Genomic DNA, 23,231 nt, shown 5'->3' on the forward strand with positions numbered 1-23,231 from the left:
AGCCTTCGGACCGATGTTCACGAACGTCGTCCCGAGGATGCGGCGTGAGCGGGTCGATGTAAGTCGTAAATGGTCTCCGCCTTCGTTTGGGTTAGACAAGATCGGATTGAATCGGTGTCGCCATTCTCGAATGGCAGCTCAAGAACGGACGGATCCGCGAGGCTGCCAAGTGCCAAGCCTATCTCATCTACCGACCTGATGTGATGATACATCGCCAATCTCGGCGAGTGGCTCGATCTGGCGTCGTTCATCCTCTCCGACATTGTGGAAGACCCCCACGCCGTCCGAGCGTGGGCGGCGCGGTCTCTACAACGACATTCTGAAATGCGTGGCCGAACTCGAGCGCCCCGGCCTCACTGTGTTGTCGGGCGTCATGGAAGCGCCGCAACCGGGGCTGCCTGATTGGAAGGTGGCCATTGTCTCGGTGACGCCACGTCTGACCGATCCCGGCGCGCCCAAGCGCCGCCACGTCATGGTCGACCGCCGCTGCGTGGCACTGCCGCCGAATGCGCTCGCTGACGGCTAGGCAATGAGCGCGGTGCGCTCAGCGATGAATTGGGCAATCTGAGCCGGTACGAAACGGCGCGCATCGACATAGCCATCGGTGCGGAACACTCCATCGACGGCGCCATCGTCCACGCGCACGAACATGACGCGCTGATCTTCGCGCCCCATGATGATTTCGCGGATGGCACGGAATTCGACGTCACACCAATCCTTGCGCTGATAGTCCTCGCCGAGGAAGACAACGATCAGCTTGGACCGATTTCGGTAGATGTCCTGCAGGAGGGTGTCCAACGAGGGTCGCGCAAGCTGGGACACGTAGTTGTTGTCGTAGAAATAGGCATTGGGGCCGACGCGTGCTTCAAGCTCGCGGGCGACCTGCTCGACCAGTCCGCGCGCCTCACCAGGGAAAGAGAGGCCGACATCGAAAGTGTGCCGCGTGATGTCGACGGCCCTCCCGGCCTGCTGGGTCCATGACGGCAGCACGATGCCGCGTGCGGCATGGAGTTCCTTGGGCAGGTTGACATTCTTGACCGCCCAATGCGTGCGGTTCATTTCCCAGTTGCCGATATCGAGCTCGAAGCTGAGGGCATCGAAATCGGCCGCCACCAGGAACGGATCTACAGGGATGATCTCGTATTCGATCCGCACTTGGCCGCGGCGTACGGTGACCTCGCGGATGATGCCGAATTTGGGGTCGAGCTTGCAGCCGGCTTCGTAAGCGAAGATGGAAGGCAGACGAGTCAGTTCCTTCAGCGCTTCCTCGTCCAAGGCGCCGAACTGCTGGGCTATCTGCTCGTCGGTGTATTCATGGTGGCGAACGCAGCGGCTGGCGTCGAGCACGCAGGGATCGCCTTTCTACTGATCTTCCCATCCGGATACGAAGAGGTTGTACATGGCGTGCTTTCAAGGTGAGGCGTCAGGGCAGAAGCCCGACATCGTGGAGGAAGGCGGCGAGCACGGGCTCGACTGCGGCGGCCCGGCGCACATCGGTAAGGCCGATGCGGCGCGCCAGCAGGATCTTGGTCATGGGTTTGTCGTACTGAGGCCAGGCACCACGCAGGGCGACTCCCGATGCTTGCGTGGTCGGCGGCCGATGCTGGGCGAAGCCGTTGAGGTGACGCAGCAGCAGCGCCTCGTGGCAGGGGTCCTGCCAGATGAGACGGATGTCCAGCTGGTTGGCGAGCTGCTCGGCCTGTTGCCGACGTTGGTTATCGTTCTGCACCTGATCGATGTCGAGGAGCACTGCCCGACGCGCGAATTCCGAGCGGCGCCGGCGTCTCCGCTCGATCTCTTGTGCGGCGCGGCGCAAGCGGGAGGTGGGGTCACCCGCGCCCGGGCTGAGGTTCACGACTTCGAGGTGAACCGGACGGCCGGCGGCCTGCAGCAGATCGTTGAGCAACTGCCCATAGGCCTGTTCGGATTCCCCCTCGCAGCCCAGAAAGATCGGCGTTTTCGGTCTTATGGTCGGACGGCGCATCCTCATCCGACCTGGGGGACTGCGCCGTACACGCCGCCGAGATACTTCTTGTAGAGATTGTCGGTGCGGCGAACGGCGCCAACGTCCATCAGGCTATACACCTGTGACCGGCCCCGGCTGTCCTTCTCGCAAAAGACCACCTCTTCCTTGGCGAGATCGTCGAGCAGGGACGCCGAGTGGCACGTCATCCATAGCTGCGCGTCATAGGGGTTGCGTTCCGGGTCATAAAACCAGCGGACGATCTCCGGCAGGATCAGCGGGTGGATCGACTGATCCAGTTCGTCGACAAGCGCCACCCCTCCCTGCTGCAGGGCGAGCAGGATCAGGGGGAAGATGCGGATGAAGGAACGCGTCCCGTGGCTCTCGAGGCCCCAGGGCATATCCACATGCAGACCCTGATGCCGAAACAGTGCGACCGGTCCGGTTGCTGCCTGCACGATCTGCATCTCCTCGACACCGAGGTCGATGCGCTGCAGCTCCCGGTTGAGCGCCGCCACGACCGGCGGGTTCTGCGCGAGGTAGGTGATCACGGCCTGGTCGCCAAGATCGGTGCGGTCGATCAGGATGTTGCGATAGACGGCGGCGGCGGCCTCGAGGATGACCTTGGAGGCCTGGTGTTCGAAGAGTGCCAAGGTCGCGATGACGCTGGCATCCTCCCTTACCTTGTCGACCACCTGCGAGAAGCCGCTGAGCGGAAAGATCCTCGATCCCTGGACCTTACGGTCGGCATCCCGCTCGAAGACGCGCTGCCACTTGCCCTGGCCGTTATTCTTCATGCGCAAAGCTTCGTGGGTGACGGTCTTGATCACGCCATCTGTGGGTTGCAAGTGCAATTCGTAGCGGAAGGTTCCGACATCGTCGGCGACGGCGATCTCCTCCGCGCTGCGTTCGGCGCCACTCAGGTCGAGCAGACCGCCCAGCTCGATCGCGAGCCGGATCGGACGATTGGCGGATTCCGCGTCGTTGAAGCGCTCGAAGGGAAGACCGGGACCCTTGTGCTGGAAGCTCTCGCCGATGAACCAGCTCACGAAGGCCAAGGCACGCAGCACGGTCGACTTGCCCGAGCCATTGGGCCCGAACAGCGCAACCGCCTTGGCGACACGCTCTTCCGAGCGCGGGAAGATCGAACCAAATCTTTCCGGCAGATCCGGCACGTTCTTGCCGATCCTCAGGTCGAGGACCTGTGGATCGCGGATGGAATAGAAGTTCTCGATTTCGAGGCGGTACAGCATTCGCGCAATATGGGGTGCCGTATTCGTATTTTCAACCGAAATTTGTCGATTATACGTTTTAGTCAGCCAAAATGCTACCTGAAGTCGCGGGTTTTGACTTTGATTGGCTCCACCTTCAGCCTGGGATCTACGATATCGCGTGGCTTGATCCTCGGCAGCATCGAGATCTGCGCGCGGCTCTCGATCTGAAAGACCCCAATCGTGTCCGCCTTGCGGATCATGGCGTAGGTCGCGGGATCCTCGGCCGGGTGGCGAGGTGGAGCGTGAGGCCCCCTCGGCCAGGAGATCGAAGCTGCGCATCATGCAGGTGAGCATGCCTAGCGCCAAAACATCCACCTTCATGAATTTGAGAATGTCGATATCGTCCTTCTCCCATTCGATGACCTGCCGATCGGCCATGAGCACCGGCTCGATCGGCACCAGCTCATCGAGGTGGTCGTGGGTCAGGACGAATCCACCGGGGTGCTGCGACAGGTGACGCATCAGAGGATCCGGCCGCGCTTTCGGGCGGCGACACCGGCCGCCCACAAGATGGCGGCCGCTCCGTCGATGGCCCCGTTAGCGCCGCTGGCGACCTCATGCAGCGCCCCCAGCGCAAGCCCTCCTCCCAGCAGCACGCGAGCGATTTCGGGGACGCCGAAGAGTAGGACCTCGCGCCGGCGTGCAGAGCCGCTTTCCAGGCGTGCGATGCGCCCCCGAAGTTCGCGCAATTCACGACTGTTCGAGGACATGGCCATGCCCGTCGCGCTCGGCTCCGTTTTTCGATATGTTCTATCTTTGTTCCCATGACGGAAGAGTCAATTGCAGGCATATGGAGTGTTGATCTGATGACCGACGAATTGCCGAAGTTTTCCCGCGTGGAGCTTGCGCTCGGCGAGCGTGTGGGAAAAATCGCCGCGCCCATGATTAACCAAGGCATGGCGCTCGAAGAGGCCCTGACGGGCGCCTACCCGATAGCAGCGAGGCAACTCATCGACGCTGGTGAAGATGCGCAGGAAGTCGAGGCGGCTCTGACTCGTCAGCTCGCCTCTCAAGGGGTCCTGCCCGAGCAAGAAACCTTAGAGATTTCAAAGCCGCTTCACGCCGCGCTCATGGAGAGCTTTGAGGACGGGCTGATCACGCTGCCCGAAGGGCCGGTCCGTCTCGACGAAGTGACGGTCAAGGCGAACACCGGCTTTAAGATGGTGCTCTACCCGAACGAGTCGCAGCACGCCGGCTTTCCCCACGTGAAGGTCCAACTACAGGATGGCGACATCAATATCTCAATCGAGGAAGAACCTCGCGTCGTGGCCGGCAAGCGCAGCCTTCGCGGCGAGGCTGCTGCCCTTCGTGCCGTGAAGGACCACAGGAAGAGCCTGCTCGAGGAGTGGCACGCGACCCGGCCCGACGACCAGAAACTTCCGAAAGCCGCGAGCTCCGCACCGCCAAAACCGCCAAACCAGCCCTGATCGGGCCTTTAGGGGTGAGAATCCTCGGACGGGGGGAGTTACTGTGTTCTATGGGTTTCCCTGTAATCGGTATGCCCTATGCGTCCTGATTGCGATACGTCCTTCTTTGGGCCAAGTGAAACTTGAGAAGCTCGCCAATCGCGGAGCCGGTTGATTCAGGGCGGTGGATTTCGATGACTCGCTGCGGGCACTAGACCGCCAGATCCGCGAAGCGAGTGGCAAGAACGAGGGTTGAGAAGCGACCCAGCACCATAGCCTACAGGAAGAACTTCAGCATTACGCCGCACGCATTCGCGAATAGTTATCATCATCCTGGAAGCGGTGAGCATGCGGGCCAGAAACTTCCTCACTGACCGGGATCCTCGCTCCTTCTCTTTCGCGGCTCTGCCTCCAAGAAATCCCAAAGCCATGTTTCGATCGCTTCGATTGGATTGTCAGGCTTCGTATCCCGTAGTTTTTCGGCCTGCGCGACAAACCCGGAGAACATGCCACGAACATCCTCGGGAGCCGCGGCAGTCCGTTTAAGCATCTTCACCGAATTGTGGGCGTAACCGAGAAACTGAGCATTCCGCCCCTTGATCTCTGCCAACATCGCCTCGGTGATGCGTTCGCTCGGGGCGACGAACTCGACATCCACCCAGTCGACGTAGAGCGAGGCATTCTTCCCTTGGTTCGACGTTTCGTGAAACTCGGCCTGGCTCTTCTTGAACGCCTCTATGGCTCCCTTGAGATCACCGCGCCGCTTGGCGTCTTTCTCGGCCTCCGATTCTTCGAGCATGTAGGCATTGGATTTGTTCTTGGATGCATGCCGGGCAAACGCGGCAAGCACCTTCTTCTGGTCGACCTCGAGCCCCATGACCAGGCTCATTCCCCACGCCCCAAGAGTGTCGACCTTGGAGCATTCCTCTAACGAGATCTGATGCAGGCACAGGGCTCGTGCCACTGCTCCTGCCTTGGCCAGGAGTTCCGCCTCGAAGAAGAGGTGCTCCGCGTTATCAAATGTCTTCTCCGCTCCGCGGACGAGGACCTCCAGGGACGCCAGGTCCGGTTTCGCATTGTCTTCGCTCACGTTGCTCCCTTGTTACTTAGTAGCGTTGCTTCATGTAGTCCGGCATTCACTCACCGCTGCACATAAGGTCGCGATCGCGGGCGGTTCATCGCATTCCATCCCATGGCGACCGCGATGGGCTCGGTGAGTTCTTTCTTGCAAACAACCGGATCGTCCATAGCAACTGAGCCCGCCAATTTTCAGCAGAAGGCGATAGCGGGCGACTAGTCGTCAGGAGCTCACGTTGCGCGCCCAGAAATCAGCGCTGAAATTGTCCAGCCGGTCATCGTCACCGAGCCTAACTTCAAACTGACCTGGAATGCCCGCTCCGTCACGGCCCGCCCGGAAATAGTCGCGCACTGACCAATGAGCCAACCGCTCAAAGTGCTCCCATTCGTAAAGCAGGTCACTCTCACGGTTCTCCGCAAGTTTCCTGGCGCTCGGCTTTCGCTTAGGCTTCGGCTGAGCGAGTGCAAGATAGTCCAAACGGGGCCGGACCTTGTGCTTGAAGACAATGGACCCGGAAGTCCATTCATCCCCGGTCGCCCGGCGCCACCGGTAGCTGACGCGAACCTGCATGTTCTGGGTCAGACCAAATGGAGGCATCGTCGGATCGTAGACAAAAAATAGCTGGCTCTCGCGTTCCTCGACCTCCATGCGTTGCTTTATCTGGGCGAACGCAAAAGTCAGATCACTGCCGGCCTTGTGAGCGGAATATAGCGTCTCTTCGCGCTTCTTGGCCGACTTCGCGATCCTATACGCCGCAAGCGCTCGATCGAAGTACCGAAGCTTGGTGGCCACGTACTCTCCGCAGTCGTAGAGTGGTAGGCTGCTGAGTTTTCCGAGGTGCTCTGAACTGATGGCCTGATCAACCAAGTCATGAAGCGCACCGCTGTTAATCGCGCCGATGGCCTGCTTCTCGCGGTGACTTAGGTTTATCAGCCCCATCTCGCTCTCCGTCCGCATAGATCACACCGTCACGTTCAACGCATTTGAGGTATCTGACAACACTCTTGTACGAGAAGCACGCCCAGAAACATGGCTACAGGTCAGATGACACCTTTTGCCACTATCGTCCTTGACCGGATGAGTTGAGAGCCCGTCGACCGGCTGCTGCGCTTCATCGCCACGCACGCGCAGGTACCCTGCCACCGCGCACTGATACCGAAAAGTGAGGCCTTGTTTGCCTTCTCCCCTTGCTACCGCGTTGCCCGGCGAACGGCCCGACGGATGACTTCGCTCGAATCTGGATCGGGGTGCTCGCCACCGCCTTTCCATTCATCAGAACCCAGCCATTCTTCAAAGTAGAATAGCCATGTCGCAATCCATGGAATGAAGGTCTGGTCCAGGCGCATCGACCCCACCCACTCATGCGCTTTGGGCAGGTGCAGGCAGAGGCGGAGTGGATCACGGTAGACGTGGGGCAATTTCCTCTCGCCAGCAAGAAGCTGAATGTCCGGTTCCAGCACGACAGCCTTCGCTGATCCGCCTCGCTCATAGCTCAGACGGACGCGATATTCCCGACTCAAGGGCGTGGGACGAACATGATATTCCCAGGTCAATCCTTTTGCATTCAACGCACCGTCGCCCGCACAAATCGGGTTCGCTCGCAGGAACAAGAATTGCTGTGCGGGCGTGAGATCAGGACGGGTTGACCAGCTCATTAGTCACCGAAGTACGTGTTCTTCGGCACAGCGGTTGCCGCGGCGCTGTTGGTCAACGTAAGACCGATCATCGGCGCAACAAAAAGCTTTTGCGCCGCACGCGCGCCTGAAATCTGTTCCGTGCGGGCATCCATGACGCGCGCCACGACGGTCTTGCCGTAGGAATCGCCGAGTTTCTTGGTGATACGATCGAGGCCTTCAAGTTCAGCGAGGTTCTCGAAGTCGGCGAGCGCCTTGGCGTGCCACGCATAAAAAGCCGTGGCCCGCGCAGGTTCCTTGTTCCAGCGCTCGGCAAAATTCTCACCGATAGTCGTTTCGTTGGCGACAACATACATCCGCTGGCCGTTAACAAACGGCCGATCGATGAAGTGAGGCATCATCCGGATCGTAGCGATGACGACGTCAAGTTCGGAGTCAAAGGTGAACGTGTTCACGCAACACTCGTAGGCTTGCGCTGCCAGCGTCGTAATGACAATGGAGATTGGTGCGATGTCTGCCTCGATGTCGAAGAAATAGATATCGCGGTGGCGCTTCAGCAGCTGAACCGTGCGGCGCAAAATGCCCTTGACCCTCATGTGAACAGGAAAGGGCTCGATATTTGCCTGTCGGTCAGATGCAATGGCCTTTTGAACCTTGAGGCGGGGCCGCATTAAGGCGCGTTTCTCGAACAGTGCCCGATATCCCTTTGGGTTGGTGGGCTTGAATTCGCTAAGGCTTTTATCCGGTACCAACTCGCCGCCATTGTTGCAGCTAGCGTTCACAATTGTCGGTGAAACATCCAGATGGAATTCGCGGGCGTAGTTCAGACGCCAGCACCGCTTTTTCTCCTCAAGCATAGCGGCATAGCGTGCATTTTCGCGAAGCCGGTCGCCAACGATCTTCTTCAGCTCAGCTGGCGGGCGCACCGAAGCAAATCGGAAAACAAGGCAGATAACATCAACATCAAAATCCTCGCGGCCGAGTGGCTTCACGGAGGTGCCAAGCCCCGCCGATCCATGCGGGTAAACATCGATGTGCTGCAAAACAGGATTGTCCGACGAGGAGAACCAATCTGCGACCGCCTCATAGCTCGCCTTGGCGGCCTGCATTTGCGCGGTGGTCAGTTCGAGATCCTGACAGATCTCGTCCAATATCGAATAGATCTCGGATTTGCGCAGCAAGACATTTTGCGGCACGAGGCTTCTGGCAAGCTCGTTCATTTCATCACCTCGCTCAGTTGGTAGCATGGCACAAACGGCTCTGCCGGTTCCCTCAGAAACACGGGTTCGATGCGCGCCCGGTCGCGGCGAGCCGCTGCCGCGCCCATCCCCTTCAACTGAGTAATTTTGCGGGTGTCATCGAGCTTGAAGAACTTTTTTGGCACATCCGGGCAGAATCGAAACAGCGCCTCGCGCTCATATTCGTGACCCGTGAGCAACTTAGCCATCCCCATGGCACTGCGCGATTGACCGTCCATAAATAAACGGATGACATCAGAACCAAGGACGCCCCAGCCGGGCGCCTCTCCGATCATGTAAACTTCATTCACACAGCCAAGGCTGAGCACCCGCAGGCTGGTCGAAGGCCAACCCAGCAAGGTGATGGCTTCAACGACTGCCATTGCGATCGGGTTGTTGCACCACGTGCCGCCGTCAAGCAGGCCGACATCGTCTGCAGTACGATGCCGCTTGAAATAGGTGGGGGCCGCCGCCGTGGCCATCGCCGCATCAAGAGCAGACTTCTTATAGTCCGTCTTCAATCGGCGATGATGCGCCGTCTTGTAGATATAGACACTGCGCAGGTCGGCATCCCATGCCGGGACCAAGAGCCGCGTCTTTGCATCGCCAATGCGCTTGCCCTCAAGCACACCGTCTAGCTCGGCGCGCAGCAATTCCGCGTCATGCTTTGGCGCGGCGACGTGGCGAACCTCTCTCAACAGGTCACCGATGCGGGTCCAGATGAAGCCGCCGGCCTGCCCGAAGATATGGGGGCCGCGATGAACGTAGAGATCGAGGAGCCGCTTGGCGGGCAACCCCAACGCAAGACCGATTGCCAGAATGCCACCGGTCGAAGTGCCGGCAATGAGATCAAAATACTCGCCGATTGGTCGGCCGATATCTTCTTCCAGCGTAGCCAGGAACGACGCTGGTTGAGTCCCCATGATACCGCCGCCGTCGATACACAATATCCGGCGGATCGGCTCCGAGGTTTTCTCATCCAGCGTCGGCATTGTCATCCCTTCGGCGGATACGGGTCATTCCCGTATGAATTACGATCGCGAATTTCACCGTTGGGGCGATGGATCACGACTTCGCTTTTCTGGTTGATTGCGATCTCACGCGCTGCGCGTTCGGCATCCGCCTGGGTGCCGTGCGTGGATGTTACCCTTTGGTTCCCGGCTCCCCGGACAGCCCATGCATTGTCATGGGGGACGACGTGCTGATTTTTACCAGCCATGCTACTCTCCTTCTTTCCTTGACCTGATTCGCAAATAGTAATACGATTCTGTACGTTCTGTCATAGGCCGAGCCCAAAAAAAGTCCCTTTAGGGGCTGACGATCTAGGTAAGGAAGTCTATACGATCTGTCATGACTGAGTCAAGCATCCCATCCACCTTCGCCGCCCGCCTGCGTGACATCCGTGAGAAAAGAGGACTGAGCCAATCCGAGCTTGCCCGTGAGGCCGGGATGCAGCCTTCGGCCATAGCCCACTTCGAGGCGGGCAGGCGCAAGCCATCTTTCGATAATGTTCGCGCACTCGCAAAGGCCCTGAAGGTCACCGCTGACTATCTGCTCGGCACCAAGACGACCACAACGGCCTTCCGCGACGAAGAAAAGTTGTCCGCAAAGGACCGCAATTTTATCCAGAACATCATCGACACGATGATCGGCGACAAGAAGTAGGATCCGCCCTTGGCAGGCTTCCGGCTAAAGATGGCAACACAACTCGGCGAAAAAATCGCCGCCGAGTTCGGCTTTCATCAGTTTCCGGTCGATCCGTTCGACATCGCACGGCAAAGAGAAATTGCGGTGCAGGCCAAGCCTGCCGACGTGAAAGGCGTATCGGGCGCGATTATTTTTGCGAACGACAAGGTGACCATCATTTACTCGAATGAGTATGAGAACGCCGGTTTCGAACATTTCTCCCTCGGCCATGAACTGGGCCACTATTTTTTACCAGGTCACCCGGAAGAGATCATAGCGATGGGCGGGGCGCATATGTCCCGTGCTGACTTCACGCAGAATACGTCAATCGAGCTTGAAGCGGATCATTTCGCGAGCGGGTTGCTTATGCCGACGGCGCTGACACGGAAATTTCTATCGAATAATCAGGTCGGCCTAGACGGCATTCTGAAGCTGGCGGATGAAGCCGGATGCTCATGCACCGCTGCCGCAATCCGAGCCGCCGAATGCAGCGCTTATCCGCTCGCAGTGATCGTCTCGCAGGGTGAGCACATTGCCTACGCTTTTATGTCGAACACCTTCAAGGATCTGGACAAGCTTTCCTTCTTGCGAAAAGGGATGCCTTTGCCCGACAGCGAGACATTGCGCTTCAATAGGAGCCCCGCAAATGTCCTGCATGCGCGGCGTGCCAATGCAGAGACAAACCTCAAGGATTGGTTCGATTGCCCGAGGCGATTGACCCTTGATGAAGAAGTCATCGGGCTTGGAAAATATGGCTACACTCTAACGGTGCTCAGCAGCGAACTCTTGCCGGATGATCCCGGCGAAGAGGAGGACGAGGATGCTGTCCTCGAAGAGAGCTGGACCCCTCGGTTCGCCTACAAGCGATGATCGAACGAGCTATCGTTTGGCGCGGGTCGCGCAAGTCCAGCGCTTTGTATGTGTAATGACTACGAGCAGCACATGATCTGGGCCGAGTCTGCCGGATCCCCACGGCAGATCGCGCGATTCATCTATTAATCAGGTATAGGCAAACGCAGCGCGGTTATTCGCCCGCCTCTTCTCCGATACCCTATTGTCCGGCGGAAAAGTCGGGCATGATGGCGCCCGCCAGCAACTTCTCCTTCGACAGTAGACCAGCATCCTCGAGTGCCTCGAAATCCGGCAGGTCGCGCAGCGTGTCGAGCCCGAACTCCAGCAGGAATTCTTTTGTCGTCACATAGGTGTAGGGCGCGCCCGGCGTTGGGCTGCGCGGACCGGAAGCGATCAGGCCGGCACCGCGCAGATGACCAATAAAATCGCGACTGATCTCCTTGCCGAAGAAAGACGACAGTTCGGCACGGGTGATCGGCTGGAAGTAGCCGATGCACATCAGCACCAAAACCTCCGACTGCGTAAGGTCGGACGTCTTCCCACTTCCACCTACAGCAGCGCGGATGGCGTCTGCATAGGCAGGCCGGGTCAAATGTTTCCAGCCGCCGGCGACCGAAACCAGATCGTAAGGGCGGCCGCGCAGCTCCTCGCGGATGTCGTCGATGAGAAGATCAATGCTGCAGCTTTTCCCGACGATGCGGGCGAGCATTTCGCGGTCGACCGGCTCGCTAGCGGCGAAGATCGTTGCTTCGACCCGGTGCATCCATTCACGCCAACGCGCTTCCGGCGGCAGATGATCCAGTTCCCGGTCAAACAGCTGGTCAGCTGATCGACGGTCATCTGGCCGGCTCCCTCCTCGCCTACGTGCACTCTCCGCCATTGTCTTCACAGCCCGTAGATGCGGAAGGTGGCGCGGCCGGACAATTCACGCACGGCACCGAGCTCGACCAGCCGGTCGAACAGGCGGCGCAGGCCGCGATCGCTCATGCCGGCGATTTGTTCCGAGGCGACGATCGCGTCGTCAGAGAGCAGCTTTTCCACGACGACGTCCGCCGCCTTGGCCCTGAGTTGCGGCGCAACCGCAAGCAGCCGGTCCGCGCGGCGCTCGAGTTCGGCGAAAAGATCAATGGCGCGCAGCGCAGCGCGCGCCTGCGCGGCCAGCAGGCTTTTGGCCCAACCCGCTTCCGTTTCGGCGCCGGCAGCCAGAGCGGCAGTCACTGGTCGACGCGCCCGGCCCGTACCCACAACTAAGGTCGCTTCGGCGCCCAACAAAGGGATTGCATGTGTCCAGCCTAGCCGCTGCGCGAGCAAGACATCGGCAAGCCAGGCTCCGAGAACGCGCCGGAAGCCGCAACGCTCCGCGGCCGTGAAGGCCCCGACCAGCGTTTCGACCGTGCCGGTGTTGGCGGCAAGCTGTCGCAGATCGTCCGTCAGATCGCTGACCGCCTCATCGTTGAGCGTGAGACCTAGATCTTCCAGCACCGCCGCGACATTTTTCTCCGTCAGCAGATCGTCTGCTGGCCGAGATGCCAGCCGCCGCCAAGCAAGAAGGAAAAGGCCGGCGGGACCGACATTGTCGCCCGGTCTTGTGAACAATACGGCATCGCGCAAGGCCGCTTCGTCCTCGACGCGGCCGGCCTGCTTTGCCGTCATCGCCGCCGCCCCAAGCGCCAGCCGCTGCCGCCAGGCGCCGGCCCATCGCTCCTGCCGGCGGACCACCGCGTCGAGCGCGCCGATGGCGGCGCCGGCAGTGAGCGCGACGTCCTCAACTTCTTTTCTCGCAAGGCTTTGCGCGTCCGGGATGGCGCGGCGCAGCCAGGCCGGCACCGTTGCGATCGGCGCAGTCAAAGGGGCACCGGCAAGCGTGGCGTGGTGGCGCGGAGAGGGTTTGGGGCGCAGAATCATCGCAAACACGATGAATCATGGCGGCGCTTTTGGCAACCGGAACGGACAAAAAGCGCTGTGCCTGTCATGCTTACATAATGAACGATAATGTTGCATTATCATTCGTTGTTTACGAGGCTGGGGGACCATGGTAGAATACGCCTGAAAGGTAGACTTTTGGAGTCTTTCGTGTCCCTAAACATCAAAAATCCAGCCACCGTTGCTCTCGCCGATGAACTCGCACGCCGCCAGGGTATCAGCAAGACAGCAGCCATTCATCAGGCCCTGAGCGAGCGGCTGCATCGCTTGGGCTTTGGAGAGACCGCTCAGGAGCGTCTGCTGGCAGAATTGCGCGCCATCCGAGAAAGAGTGGCACGATTGCCTGAACTGGATGGTCGCAGCGACGAGGAGATCATCGGGTATGACGAGCATGGAATCCCTAACTGATGGTGATCGATACCTCAGCCGTTGTAGCGATCCTTCGGAGCGAGCCTGAGGCAGCAAGGCTGGAACGAGCGCTGGTCTCCGACCCAATCCGTCTGATCCCGGCAACCTGCGTGCTCGAGGCACGCATGGTGCTGGTCAGCAGGCGCGGCGAACACGCATTGGCCGAGATCGATCTTTGGCTGCGCAAAATCGAGGCCGACATCATTCCTGTCGACTCCGAATTGGTTGACCTAGCGACCCAGGGTTGGCTGACCTACGGCAAGGGCCACCACCCGGCGGCGCTGAATTTTGCCGATTGCCTCTCCTATGCTTTGGCAAAGCGTGCAGATGAACCGCTGCTTTTCGTCGGCAAGGACTTCTCCCAAACGGATATCGAAGCGGCATGAGCATGGCTGGCGACGCGCAACGATCATCGGCTGCTTCCGGCGATGACGACATGCCCGACATCATCGACGTCGTCATGGAGATGGGCGATGCCGACCTAGCCTCGTCCCCTCCCCTTCCAGCCATTGCCAATCCCAGCCTGCCTGCGCATCTTGAGGCGCTCGCCGGCCGCGCGCGCGACTATATCGAGGCGGCGAGTTCAGCCAACACGCGCCGCGCCTACGCAGCCGACTGGAAGCATTTTTCGAGCTGGTGCCGGCGCCAAGGCATCGAGATGTTCCCGCCCGATCCTCAGGTCGTCGGACTCTATATCGCCGCCTGCGCGTCAGGTACGGCCACTGGCGACAAAAAGCCCAACACCGTTTCAACCATCGAGCGCCGGCTTTCGTCGCTCTCCTGGAATTTTGCCCAGCGCGGCGAACCGCTCGACCGCAAGGACCGGCATATCGCCACGGTGATGGCCGGCATCCGCAACACCCACGCCTCCCCTCCCCGGCAGAAGGAAGCGATCCTGCCCGAGGATCTGATCGCCATGCTCGAGACCCTCGACCGCGGCACGCTGCGTGGTCTGCGCGACCGCGCCATGCTGCTTCTGGGTTTCGCCGGCGGCCTTCGCCGATCCGAAATAGTCGGCCTCGACGCCGGCAGGGATCAGACCGAGGACGGACGCGGCTGGGTCGAGATTTTTGCCGAGAAGGGTCTGCTTGTCACATTGCGCGGCAAAACCGGCTGGCGCGAGGTCGAAATCGGCCGCGGCTCCTCCGACGCCACCTGCCCGGTGGCCGCTCTGCAGACCTGGCTAAGACTGGCGCACATTGCGCACGGACCTCTGTTCCGGCGCGTTGCTGGTCAAGGCAGAGCCGTCGGTGCCGATCGCTTGAACGACCAGGAGGTCGCACGCCTGGTCAAGCGCACGGCGCTCGCCGCCGGCGTGCGCGGCGATCTGTCGGAGGGCGAACGGGCCAAGAAATTCGCCGGCCACTCCCTGCGGGCCGGCCTCGCCTCGTCGGCCGAGGTCGACGAACGCTATGTGCAAAAACAGCTCGGTCACGCCTCGGCCGAGATGACTCGAAAGTATCAGCGCCGGCGCGATCGTTTCCGCGTCAATCTCACCAAGGCGTCCGGGCTCTGAAAAGCCCCCTCCCCTGCCCCGTTTTGTCCGCTGGGATGAGGCGGTCAGATCTCAGGCGATAACAATACCTCATCGAGCACAGCGAGCGCTGTATCCAGACTATCGGCGGCCGACGCTTCGTAGTCAGGCATGATCATCAACTGCGTTATGGCACGGCCCACAAATTCCGGGTTTAGCTTTTCCAACCGATCCTTGGTCCGGGAGACCTGTTCCGGGAATGCGCGCAGATTGAAGCGAACAAATGACGAGGTCTCTTATCCCCGACACGAATAGCTCGCGATCTCATCGGGATTTCCCTTACCGTCATAGGCAGCTTGAGTGGGATAAGCGCAGATCGGCTGGTGCTTGCCAGGGAATGCCTTGCTGCCAGCCGCGAGAGAGTCCGGAGCCTTGTCTTGGTTTATCCAGCCCTCGATGGCGGCCAAAGGATCAAAGTCGTCGAAGGCTTGGCCATCGCCGCAGTGGGTCATCCCCGGGATTATGAACATGCGCACGAAACGGCGAGTCGCTTCCAAATCGCCGCCGCCTGTGACCTCGACGACTTGCTTGTACCAGCGCACCAGATCGTTGGCCGAGAAGACCGGATCGGAAAGTCCCTGAAACAAGAGCAGCTTTCCACCGTGGGCAGCGAAGCTGGCGAGATACGTGCCGGTCGCATCATTGAGCTTGGCCGTATCCGCAACGCGTGCCGGATCCTTGTCGAAGTCGAACTTCAGGGGGTCAAAATTCGGCGCCGGGGGCGTCATGAAGTAGTATTGAAGCGAGCGGGCTCCCAGAACGATGTTGTTTGCATCCGACTGGGAAGTGGGGGATTTGCCCAGCTTCCACATTCTCCAGTCCGCGCCCGCAACGCCCGTATCATATGGCCAATCGCTGTAAAGCTTTTCGCCATCGGAGCTTTCCGGACCCGCGAACGCGCGGCTCATGGCCTGCACTTGACCAGCCGTGAGGCAGCTGTCCGTCTTATCGCCTTGGCAGGACAGGACCTTTGGGTCGAACCGGCACTGCTGCCAGGCGTTGGGCCATCCTCAATGCCATCGCGGGCATCACAGGCAGCGAGAACCGCGTTGGCGACGAGGTTCAGATCCTGCTGGGAGAAGGCGCGGGATAGAATGGGATGGCCGGCCTCATCCTTGGGAGCGATGCTCATGTACTCGCGAGTATCCCAGGCTTGGGCAATGTTGGCGGCACTGAGACGAAAACCCGGGCTACCTGCAACAATCCCGTCGAACTCGAGCGGATATCGCTGAGCCGCTATCAACGCCTCACGACCGCCATTCGAGCATCCCATGAACACCGACTTTTTCGGAGCCGCCCCATAGAACTTGGCCACCACCTGCTTCGAGACCGAAGTGACTTTGCCAATGGAGGCGTACGCAAAATCAATGCGTGCGGCTTGATCGACCCCGAAAGCCGGATCGGGGCTTGGGTGCCCGCCATCCATGCTTACAACAGCGTAGCCGCGCAAGAGCCCGGGAGCCGCGGTCGAGTTCCGGCAAGGAATGGTCCCGACGGCCGGCGCCAGGAAGCCATCAACTGCGCCGCCGCCCTGGAAAAGGAACATGTCGTTCCAGGTCGTCGGAAGACGCACCTCAAACCGGGTGCCATATGATTGACCATCGACCCCCTGGCGTTTCCCGATAACACCTCGGACAAGGCAGTGCCCGCCCACTTTTACCGCCTGAGGCGAGGCGCCGGTGAATGCAGTGAAGGGATCTGCGGGGATCTCCTGCGGCTTTTGAAGGCTAGCCTCGGTAAAGATCACGCTTGGAATTGTGAGCTTGGCGATGGACCGGCACGCCTGATCCGACGCGTTTGCCGCCAGTGCAGGCGCACATACACATATGATCGCCAAAATCAGTGCCAGGGTGCACCCGCGGTCCCGCAGCTTGAGCCCGTTAGCCAAGAACATACCCATCCTCCCTGGATGCCCCCGATAGCCCGAAAGCTGATCGCATTGGTAGCTAGTTGTGAGCTTTCAGAAGGTTATCCATCCGGTCCGAACCGGGAAAGCTGAGGTTGTCGAAGCTTCAGTGATTCCAGTGGGACCGGATGAACATCCATAAGAGTACCCGTCTGACGCCGCTCGGTCGAGAGCGAATTGTAATGCAGGTCGAGAGCGGACAGACGCCTGAGGCCGTCGCCAAAGCCGCAGGCGTCTGCCCGCGGACGGTTCGCAAATGGCTCGACCGGTATCGCGCCGAGGAAATGCCAGGATTGCGGGATCGCTCATCTCGCCCTCATCGGCTGCGCCGGCCGACGCTGGTGCGCGCGAGCGGTTGGATGGGCTTCTGACCGAAATGTTGGCCGGTAACATAAGCCGCTTCATCTTGCTTCGCAAGTTCGAGCTCGGCAACTGTCGTAAGCAGATGAGTTGTCCGGGTTAGGTAGCAGACGAGTTGTCCGGTTTGATCTTCAGCGAACGGAGGCTGGGGATGAGACGGGCAGCATGGCTACAGGACCGCAGGATGCAGAAGTTTCGCGACGTATTGAGCCGGTGGGATCGAGGTGATCTGTCGATGCTGGAGGCTGGTGAGTTGCTTGGGATGTCGGAGCGTCAGTTCCGGCGCTATCGCGACCGCTACGAGGAAGAGGGTGTCGCCGGCCTTATCGACCGTCGGCTGGGCAAGGCCTCGCCGCGACGGGCGCCGTGCGATGCGGTGGAGGAGATGCTGTTGCTTTACCGGGAGCGGTATTTTGGCTGGAACGTGAAGCACTTCCACGAGCACCTGGTTCGCGACCACAATTTCTGCTGGAGCTACACCTGGACGAAGGCGCAGTTGCACGCAGCCGGTCTGGTGGAGCGGGCCAAGCGGCGCGGGGCGCATCGGCGCAAGCGGCCCAGAAAGCCGTGCGAGGGCATGATGCTGCATCAGGACGGCAGCCGGCACGAGTGGTTGACGGGTGAGCCGCCGCTCGACCTGATCGTGACGATGGACGATGCGACGAGCACGCTCTATTCGGCCTTCCTGGTCGAGGAGGAAGGCACGGCCTCAAGCTTCCAAGGCCTGTTGGAGACGTTTGCGGCCAAGGGTCTGGCGTCGAGCCTCTACAGCGACCGCGGCAGCCACTATTTCCACACGCCCAAGGCCGGGGAAAAGGTCGACAAGGAGCGGCTCACCCAAGTCGGTCGGGCGCTAGTGCGGCTCGGCGTCGAGCATATACCGGCCTATTCGCCCGAGGCGCGCGGACGCTCGGAGCGCACCTTCTCGACGTTGCAGGAACGACTGCCGAAGGAACTTGCACTGGCCGGGATCACAGACATCGAAGCGGCCAACCGCTTCATCGCCGAGGTCTACCTGGCGGCTCACAATGCCCGCTTTTCGAAGCCGCCCGAGATCGCCGACAGCGCCTTCGTCGCCGCCGATCCGGACCAGCTCGCCGAGATCCTGTGCATCGAGGAGGAGCGCGTGGTCGGCCGCGACAACACCATTGTCTTCGGACGGCTCAGGCTGCAGCTGCCGCCAAGCCCGATCCGTCATCACTTCGTCAAGGCCAAGGTCAAGGTGCGCCAATATCCCGACGGCACGCTGGCCGTCTTCCACGGGCCACGGTCGATCGCCCGCTACCATGCGGACGGGTCGTTGCGCGGGCAGAAAACCGAGATCAGGAGTGCGGCGTGAACCGCTTCGACGCACCTCCTGCAACAAACAGAAGCGGACATCTGATGTGCTACAAAACCGGACAACTTGAAAAGCTACCGACAGTTCGAGCTCGGCAACAATTCCGCGGCGGCAAACCGGCTGCTTGACCGACTGGAGTTCCTGCGCGGTGGGTCTTGATCCGCAAGTGCTCGCCGGCATCCGCAACACCGCATCGCTCGCCTGCGTCGGCAGGGTGAGCGCTATGTTCACCGATGGCTTGCGCGATATCAGCTCGGATCGACGCTGGGCGATCCTTGCCGTTTGCGCCGTGGAATGGGAGGCGGCGGTCGCCGATGCCGTGGTCGAGACCCATGACCGGATCGTAAGGAAGACCTGGCGAGAGAATAAGGAGGAAACGGGCTTGACGCTGCAGAGGCTCTATTCGGCCGACATATGCGAGCAATTCTATGAAGCGGACCGCGACGCCATTAGCCTCCTGCCGGTTTTCGTGGGTTTCGCGGGGTCGACAGAGACGGTGCGACTGAATGCCGAACACAGCGAGTTTCAGTGGGTCCCCTTCGATCAAGCGGTCAACATGGTTCCGTTTGCCGGGCAGCGGAACGTGCTCAGGCACGTCCAGAAAGAGTTCGTCGAGCAAGAGCCAAATCGCTGGCTGTTAATTCATCCGCCACGCTAGGCAGCCGGGACGACGCGAGCGGCCGATTCCCACCCCTCCGGGCCGTCAGGGAAGGTGGAAAATCGACCCAAAGCGTCCTCCAAGCGGCGAATTTCGAAGTAAGTTTTCCGCCTTGCTGGAACCCTGCACCTTCATAGAAGCGCAGAGTGGACTCCCTCCGAGATCCAGTCGCCAACAGAACCTTGTAGCAATCGGCGTTCCATGCTTTGTCGAGCGCGGCATGAAGGACGGCGCGGCCCAGCCCAGTAGCCCAGTCCGGCGATGGTTGGCATCTGTCACGACGTTTTCGATTACCCCGTAAAGACGGGCTCCCCGGGACAAGTTGGGAACGATCGCGAGTGTGCAGGACGACACGAGCAGCCCTGCCATATCGACCACGAAGACAGTGATCCGATTCGTATGATTGGAAAGTGGATAGTGACAGACCCTCAGCCTTCAAACCAACAACACACGAGCATGGGCGGGTAACCGCTGCATGTCGGTTGTCCACCCTACTGAGACAGATGGGAACCGGACAGCTCGCGACCCTTTTCGGACCTTGGTTCGAGAAAGCTCTACCGGAAGCAAGATGTTCGTTCGTAACAAAATGGACCGATCTCTGCTCTGTGGCGTGTGCGTTCAAGCCGCTCGGGGCGATACCCGCAGAAACCAGCGAGCTTACCATCGAACACCTGCTAAGCTCATTAGCAATGAAGCAACGAAGGTGGAGGCTAGGTGTTTAGTCCCGGCATTTGATGGGTGGGATCGAGTCGGAACCGTTCGGGCTCTTTTGCCCAGATTTTGCAGATGAACTCGTAGGGTGTTAGGCCCTTGAAGGTCTTAAGCCGGCGCGCGAAATTGTAAGCTAAGATGAAGTCGGCGAGATGCCGGCGCAGTTGATCGTGATCGTCATAGTGGAAGCGCTTGACGGTGGCGTCCTTGATGGTCCGATTCATCCGCTCGACCTGGCCGTTCGCCCAGGGATGGTTGATCTTTGTGAGCCGGTGCTCGATGCCATGTTCGTCGCAGATGCCGTCGAAGATGTGCTGAAGGGATGCTGGTCAAGGTCGCCAACAAGGATACCGAAAGCGTCGTCTCGGCACTGATCAAACAGGCACGGAAACTCCCCGGCGAACTGTACCAGTCGTTGACCTGGGACCGAGGTAAAGAGCTCGCCGATCACCAGCGCCTGACCTTGGCCTCCGACGTCGAGGTCTACTTCTGTGATCCGCGGTCGCCGTGGCAGCGCGGCTCCAACGAAAACACCAACCGATTACTGCGCCAATATCTGCCGCGCGGAACCGATCTATCCCTGCACAGCCAGACTAAGCTCAGCGCGATCGCACGGCAGCTCAATGAGAGGCCGCGAAAGACCTTGCTTTATCAAACCCCAGCTGAAAAGTTCGCGGAGTGTGTTGCAGGGATCAGTTGAACCCACCCCGCTAAGCGGGCAGAATTTCTGCGACAGCATTTGCTGAAACCCTACTTTACAACAGTGTGGCGCTTCCGGCCGAGCGAAAGCCGGATCGGGAGGTCTTGGGACGATATCATTGTATCAATCTCGACGACGTTGCCGTTGATCCGCACACCTCGTCCCGAGATCGCCCTTCGCGCTTCCCCTTTGGAGGAGGTCAATCCGGCGCGTACCAGCAAATCCACAAGGGCTACTCCGGCCAAGCCCTCGGCGTCATTTAGATGAAGCGTCGGTAGCCCCTCTGCGGCTTCGCCCTGCCCAAATGCTTGGCTAGCCGTGGCCTCCGCCTGTTTGGCGGCGTTAGTTCCATGTGCCAGGGCCGTAGCTTCGTTGGCCAGACGTTCTTTGACGGCGTTTAGCTCGGTTCCTTCAGCCTGTCCAAATCGCTCGATCTCGTCCATCGGCAGATCGGTGAAAAGCTTCAGGAACCGAACGACATCAGCGTCTTCCGTGTTACGCCAGAATTGCCAGTAATCGTATGGCGAAAGGCGATCTTCGTTGAGCCACACAGCTCCGGCAGCCGTCTTACCCATCTTGACACCTGAAGAAGTCGTCAGAAGCGGCGTAGTCACTCCGAAGACTTCCTTTCCATCCGTCCGCCGTATCAAGTCGATGCCATTGATGATGTTCCCCCACTGGTCGGCTCCACCCATCTGCAGACGGCAACCGGTCCGGCGGGATAGCTCAAGGAAGTCGAACGCTTGGAGGATCATGTAGTTGAATTCTAAGAAGCTCAGGTTCTCCTGCTTTTCCAGCCGCGACTTCACACTGTCGAAAGAGAGCATCCGATTGACGGAGAAATGCCTGCCGACGTCTCTCAGCATGTCGATCCAACGAATGCTGTCCAGCCAGTCGGCATTGTTCACCATCACGGCATCCGTCGGGCCGTCTCCGAAGACAAGGAGACGGTCAAAGACCTTTCTGATCCCTTCAATGTTGGCGGCGATCCGGTCGTCCGTCAGCATCGGCCGCGCCTCCGAACGGAAGCTGGGATCGCCGATGCGGGTGGTCCCACCCCCAATGAGAACGATGGGTTTATGGCCAGTCTGCTGAAGATGACGAAGCGCCATGATCAGAAGAAGATGGCCGACATGAAGACTGTCAGCCGTCGCATCGAAACCAGCGTAAGCGGGTACGACGCCTGCTTCAAAGGCGGCATCGACACCCGGCAGGTCGGTCCCTTGATTTACATAGCCGCGCTCAATGAGCGTCTTCAAAGCGGCCGAACATGGTTCGGAATGACCGGTTGATAAATCGGGAAGTGCCATAGGGAATCCTCCTGGTATTGCCGCCAGGGGGTCCTCTCAATGAACAAGCCGCCTGACGGCGGCTTGTTTCAAGGCATGATCGAAACGCGCCGCTCCTTATGGAAGCGTCGCATAATAGATTGCAGCGATGGGCGCGGACTTGATCATGTGCCGATGCATAAAGGACTTTATCCGCACCTGCAAGCAATCTGAAATGGCTACTTCGGGGAGCTGCCGAGCCTTTGTCGCGACGATTTTGCAACTGACTTTTGCACCGTCGCAGAACTCAACTTTTGCGACAACATCTCACCAAGGCGTCCGGGCTCTAGAAAAAAGTCCCCCTCCCCTGTTGCGGTCACTATGCATTTTTATATAGTCACCGTAGTCACAATGGTCACGGAGGCCAGAATGCAGTCTGCTCCAAAAGAGGATGCCAACTGGACCGTCGCTCGGGCCAAGGCGCGGCTGTCGGAAGTCATCGAGCGTGCGCAGGCGGCGCCGCAAACGATCACGCGCAACGGTAGGCCAAGCGTCGTTGTCGTCTCCGCCGAGGAATGGCAACGCAAGACGGTGCGCAAGGGTACGCTTGCGGAGTTTCTGCTGGAGTCGCCGCTACGCGGCGCGGAACTCGACCTTGAGCGTCAACGCGATGAACCGCGTGATCTGCCGCTGTGAGGCTACTGCTGGACACGAATGTCCTGTCCGAGGTGACAAGGCCGGCGCCGGACGCACGCGTTCTGGAATGGCTGGACAAGCTCGACGAGGATCGCTCGTTCATCAGCGTGGTGTCGATCGCGGAAATCCGGCGCGGCGTTGCTCTCATGGGCGAGGGTCGGAAGCGTGAGGCGCTGGCCGAATGGCTTGCCCGAGACCTGCCTCAGCGTTTCGAGCAGAGAGTCCTCCCCGTCGACGAGCCGGTTGCTCTGGCCTGGGGCGATCTGATGGGTCTTGCGAAGCGCCGCGGCCGCGGGCTGACGTCAATGGACGGATTGATCGCAGCCACAGCGATTGCCCAGGAGCTCACTCTGGCAACGCGTAATATGAAGGATTTCGAAGGCTTCGGAATAGAGCTCTTCGATCCGTGGACTGCGTGAATCGCCCAGCACCTCATCCCGAATGCTCGAAGCGAATTTCGAAAAAGAAGTGTGGGTTTGCTCTCATACCCTTTGCTGAAATGTTGTGACAGAGTGACGTTGCCCCCAGTTTCTATCCAGTTTTGAGTTCGTTTCCGGCGTGGGTTGTGCCCTGCTGGGCGGGTGAAGCGACGGGCGC

General features: G+C 59.9%; 25 protein-coding genes and 5 pseudogenes. 13 read left to right on the forward strand and 17 right to left on the reverse strand.

The window, feature by feature from the left end; all coding sequences use genetic code 11:
- Nucleotides 1-262 precede the first annotated feature (262 nt).
- Nucleotides 263-526, forward strand: a complete 264-nt coding sequence (locus NKH43_RS29855) for a hypothetical protein (protein ID WP_352861171.1) — start codon at nucleotides 263-265, stop codon at nucleotides 524-526.
- Here the strand turns inward: NKH43_RS29855 and NKH43_RS29860 are convergent.
- The 5 genes and pseudogenes from NKH43_RS29860 to NKH43_RS29880 all read right to left on the reverse strand — a co-directional run bounded on the left by NKH43_RS29860 (nucleotide 523) and on the right by NKH43_RS29880 (nucleotide 3,953).
- Complete coding sequence (locus NKH43_RS29860; RefSeq protein ID WP_352861174.1) at nucleotides 523-1,347, reverse strand: toll/interleukin-1 receptor domain-containing protein; 825 nt, start codon at nucleotides 1,345-1,347, stop codon at nucleotides 523-525. The genes NKH43_RS29855 and NKH43_RS29860 overlap by 4 nt on opposite strands.
- A gap of 76 nt (nucleotides 1,348-1,423) precedes the next feature.
- Nucleotides 1,424-1,984, reverse strand: coding sequence for an RloB domain-containing protein (locus NKH43_RS29865; protein ID WP_352682119.1), 561 nt, complete (start codon nucleotides 1,982-1,984; stop codon nucleotides 1,424-1,426).
- Nucleotides 1,985-1,986: 2 nt separating this feature from the next.
- Nucleotides 1,987-3,216: an AAA family ATPase gene (locus tag NKH43_RS29870; protein ID WP_352818549.1), complete on the reverse strand. Its 1,230-nt coding sequence runs from the start codon at nucleotides 3,214-3,216 to the stop codon at nucleotides 1,987-1,989.
- 98 nt (nucleotides 3,217-3,314) lie between these two features.
- Nucleotides 3,315-3,696 (reverse strand): annotated as a pseudogene (dnaE2, locus tag NKH43_RS29875) (error-prone DNA polymerase); the annotation flags it as partial.
- Between the two features lie 2 nt (nucleotides 3,697-3,698).
- Nucleotides 3,699-3,953: a hypothetical protein gene (locus NKH43_RS29880; RefSeq protein ID WP_352861176.1), complete on the reverse strand. Its 255-nt coding sequence runs from the start codon at nucleotides 3,951-3,953 to the stop codon at nucleotides 3,699-3,701.
- 90 nt (nucleotides 3,954-4,043) lie between these two features.
- On the opposite strand from NKH43_RS29880, the gene NKH43_RS29885 reads away from it, so the two are divergent.
- Nucleotides 4,044-4,664 carry a DUF4160 domain-containing protein gene (locus tag NKH43_RS29885; RefSeq protein ID WP_352861178.1) on the forward strand — a complete coding sequence of 207 codons (621 nt, stop codon included), beginning with the start codon at nucleotides 4,044-4,046 and terminating at the stop codon, nucleotides 4,662-4,664.
- Nucleotides 4,665-5,010: 346 nt separating this feature from the next.
- Here NKH43_RS29885 and NKH43_RS29890 read toward each other — a convergent pair whose 3' ends face one another.
- The 6 genes from NKH43_RS29890 to NKH43_RS29915 form a co-directional block, all read right to left on the reverse strand.
- On the reverse strand, nucleotides 5,011-5,733 hold the full coding sequence (locus NKH43_RS29890; protein WP_352861180.1) for an AbiV family abortive infection protein: 723 nt from the start codon (nucleotides 5,731-5,733) through the stop codon (nucleotides 5,011-5,013).
- Between the two features lie 210 nt (nucleotides 5,734-5,943).
- Nucleotides 5,944-6,660, reverse strand: coding sequence for a hypothetical protein (locus tag NKH43_RS29895; protein ID WP_352861182.1), 717 nt, complete (start codon nucleotides 6,658-6,660; stop codon nucleotides 5,944-5,946).
- A 251-nt stretch (nucleotides 6,661-6,911) separates the two neighbouring features.
- Entirely contained in the window at nucleotides 6,912-7,376 is a 465-nt protein-coding gene (locus NKH43_RS29900) for a type II CBASS E2 protein (protein WP_352818760.1), read from the reverse strand.
- A complete protein-coding gene (locus tag NKH43_RS29905) occupies nucleotides 7,376-8,575 on the reverse strand; it encodes a nucleotidyltransferase domain-containing protein (protein WP_352861184.1) in 1,200 nt (399 codons plus the stop codon). Before NKH43_RS29905 ends, NKH43_RS29900 begins: the two co-directional genes overlap by 1 nt.
- Nucleotides 8,572-9,585, reverse strand: coding sequence for a CBASS cGAMP-activated phospholipase (locus NKH43_RS29910; RefSeq protein ID WP_352861186.1), 1,014 nt, complete (start codon nucleotides 9,583-9,585; stop codon nucleotides 8,572-8,574). The genes NKH43_RS29905 and NKH43_RS29910 overlap by 4 nt, the downstream gene beginning before the upstream one ends.
- A 2-nt stretch (nucleotides 9,586-9,587) precedes the next feature.
- Nucleotides 9,588-9,812 carry a DUF2188 domain-containing protein gene (locus NKH43_RS29915; RefSeq protein WP_084791880.1) on the reverse strand — a complete coding sequence of 75 codons (225 nt, stop codon included), beginning with the start codon at nucleotides 9,810-9,812 and terminating at the stop codon, nucleotides 9,588-9,590.
- A gap of 131 nt (nucleotides 9,813-9,943) precedes the next feature.
- Here NKH43_RS29915 and NKH43_RS29920 point away from each other — a divergent pair, with 131 nt between their 5' ends.
- The gene (locus NKH43_RS29920) at nucleotides 9,944-10,258 is read left to right on the forward strand and encodes a helix-turn-helix domain-containing protein (protein ID WP_352861188.1); all 315 of its coding nucleotides are present in this window, start codon (nucleotides 9,944-9,946) and stop codon (nucleotides 10,256-10,258) included.
- Between the two features lie 9 nt (nucleotides 10,259-10,267).
- Nucleotides 10,268-11,149 (forward strand): ImmA/IrrE family metallo-endopeptidase, encoded by an 882-nt coding sequence (locus NKH43_RS29925; RefSeq protein WP_352861190.1) that lies wholly within the window; start codon nucleotides 10,268-10,270, stop codon nucleotides 11,147-11,149.
- A 181-nt stretch (nucleotides 11,150-11,330) separates the two neighbouring features.
- On the opposite strand, the gene scpB is transcribed toward NKH43_RS29925, so the two are convergent.
- Entirely contained in the window at nucleotides 11,331-12,011 is a 681-nt protein-coding gene (gene scpB / locus NKH43_RS29930) for an SMC-Scp complex subunit ScpB (protein WP_352861191.1), read from the reverse strand.
- A gap of 5 nt (nucleotides 12,012-12,016) precedes the next feature.
- The gene (locus NKH43_RS29935; RefSeq protein WP_352861200.1) at nucleotides 12,017-13,036 is read right to left on the reverse strand and encodes a DUF1403 family protein; all 1,020 of its coding nucleotides are present in this window, start codon (nucleotides 13,034-13,036) and stop codon (nucleotides 12,017-12,019) included.
- 168 nt (nucleotides 13,037-13,204) lie between these two features.
- Here NKH43_RS29935 and NKH43_RS29940 point away from each other — a divergent pair, with 168 nt between their 5' ends.
- Genes NKH43_RS29940 through NKH43_RS29950 form a run of 3 tightly spaced genes read left to right on the forward strand, consistent with a single transcriptional unit; the run spans nucleotide 13,205 to nucleotide 14,978 of the window.
- Nucleotides 13,205-13,462 carry a type II toxin-antitoxin system VapB family antitoxin gene (locus tag NKH43_RS29940; protein WP_352492342.1) on the forward strand — a complete coding sequence of 86 codons (258 nt, stop codon included), beginning with the start codon at nucleotides 13,205-13,207 and terminating at the stop codon, nucleotides 13,460-13,462.
- Nucleotides 13,462-13,848 carry a type II toxin-antitoxin system VapC family toxin gene (locus NKH43_RS29945; protein WP_352453724.1) on the forward strand — a complete coding sequence of 129 codons (387 nt, stop codon included), beginning with the start codon at nucleotides 13,462-13,464 and terminating at the stop codon, nucleotides 13,846-13,848. The genes NKH43_RS29940 and NKH43_RS29945 overlap by 1 nt, the downstream gene beginning before the upstream one ends.
- Nucleotides 13,845-14,978 (forward strand): site-specific integrase, encoded by a 1,134-nt coding sequence (locus NKH43_RS29950; protein ID WP_352861193.1) that lies wholly within the window; start codon nucleotides 13,845-13,847, stop codon nucleotides 14,976-14,978. The genes NKH43_RS29945 and NKH43_RS29950 overlap by 4 nt, the downstream gene beginning before the upstream one ends.
- A 254-nt stretch (nucleotides 14,979-15,232) precedes the next feature.
- Here NKH43_RS29950 and NKH43_RS29955 read toward each other — a convergent pair whose 3' ends face one another.
- Both NKH43_RS29955 and NKH43_RS29960 read right to left on the reverse strand, forming a co-directional pair.
- The gene (locus tag NKH43_RS29955; RefSeq protein WP_352861202.1) at nucleotides 15,233-15,961 is read right to left on the reverse strand and encodes a tannase/feruloyl esterase family alpha/beta hydrolase; all 729 of its coding nucleotides are present in this window, start codon (nucleotides 15,959-15,961) and stop codon (nucleotides 15,233-15,235) included.
- Complete coding sequence (locus NKH43_RS29960; RefSeq protein ID WP_352861195.1) at nucleotides 15,901-16,890, reverse strand: tannase/feruloyl esterase family alpha/beta hydrolase; 990 nt, start codon at nucleotides 16,888-16,890, stop codon at nucleotides 15,901-15,903. The genes NKH43_RS29955 and NKH43_RS29960 overlap by 61 nt, the downstream gene beginning before the upstream one ends.
- 140 nt (nucleotides 16,891-17,030) lie before the next feature.
- On the opposite strand from NKH43_RS29960, the pseudogene NKH43_RS29965 reads away from it, so the two are divergent.
- The 3 genes and pseudogenes from NKH43_RS29965 to NKH43_RS29975 all read left to right on the forward strand — a co-directional run.
- Nucleotides 17,031-17,246, forward strand: a pseudogene (locus NKH43_RS29965) (leucine zipper domain-containing protein); the annotation flags it as partial.
- A gap of 200 nt (nucleotides 17,247-17,446) precedes the next feature.
- The gene (locus tag NKH43_RS29970; protein WP_352517481.1) at nucleotides 17,447-18,601 is read left to right on the forward strand and encodes an ISNCY family transposase; all 1,155 of its coding nucleotides are present in this window, start codon (nucleotides 17,447-17,449) and stop codon (nucleotides 18,599-18,601) included.
- Between the two features lie 78 nt (nucleotides 18,602-18,679).
- Nucleotides 18,680-18,992: pseudogene (locus NKH43_RS29975) on the forward strand (Tn3 family transposase); the annotation flags it as partial.
- A gap of 977 nt (nucleotides 18,993-19,969) precedes the next feature.
- Here the strand turns inward: NKH43_RS29975 and NKH43_RS29985 are convergent.
- Nucleotides 19,970-20,287, reverse strand: a pseudogene (locus tag NKH43_RS29985) (integrase core domain-containing protein); the annotation flags it as partial.
- 5 nt (nucleotides 20,288-20,292) lie between these two features.
- Here NKH43_RS29985 and NKH43_RS29990 point away from each other — a divergent pair.
- Nucleotides 20,293-20,670, forward strand: a pseudogene (locus NKH43_RS29990) (IS30 family transposase); the annotation flags it as partial.
- 50 nt (nucleotides 20,671-20,720) lie between these two features.
- Here NKH43_RS29990 and tyrS read toward each other — a convergent pair.
- A complete protein-coding gene (tyrS, locus tag NKH43_RS29995; RefSeq protein ID WP_352610115.1) occupies nucleotides 20,721-21,980 on the reverse strand; it encodes a tyrosine--tRNA ligase in 1,260 nt (419 codons plus the stop codon).
- Between the two features lie 387 nt (nucleotides 21,981-22,367).
- On the opposite strand from tyrS, the gene NKH43_RS30000 reads away from it, so the two are divergent.
- Entirely contained in the window at nucleotides 22,368-22,634 is a 267-nt protein-coding gene (locus NKH43_RS30000; protein ID WP_023679089.1) for a type II toxin-antitoxin system prevent-host-death family antitoxin, read from the forward strand.
- Nucleotides 22,631-23,053, forward strand: coding sequence for a type II toxin-antitoxin system VapC family toxin (locus tag NKH43_RS30005; protein WP_352480554.1), 423 nt, complete (start codon nucleotides 22,631-22,633; stop codon nucleotides 23,051-23,053). Before NKH43_RS30000 ends, NKH43_RS30005 begins: the two co-directional genes overlap by 4 nt.
- Nucleotides 23,054-23,231 lie beyond the last annotated feature (178 nt).

This window comes from Mesorhizobium sp. M1163 (assembly GCF_040318415.1).
GTDB lineage: Bacteria > Pseudomonadota > Alphaproteobacteria > Rhizobiales > Rhizobiaceae > Mesorhizobium.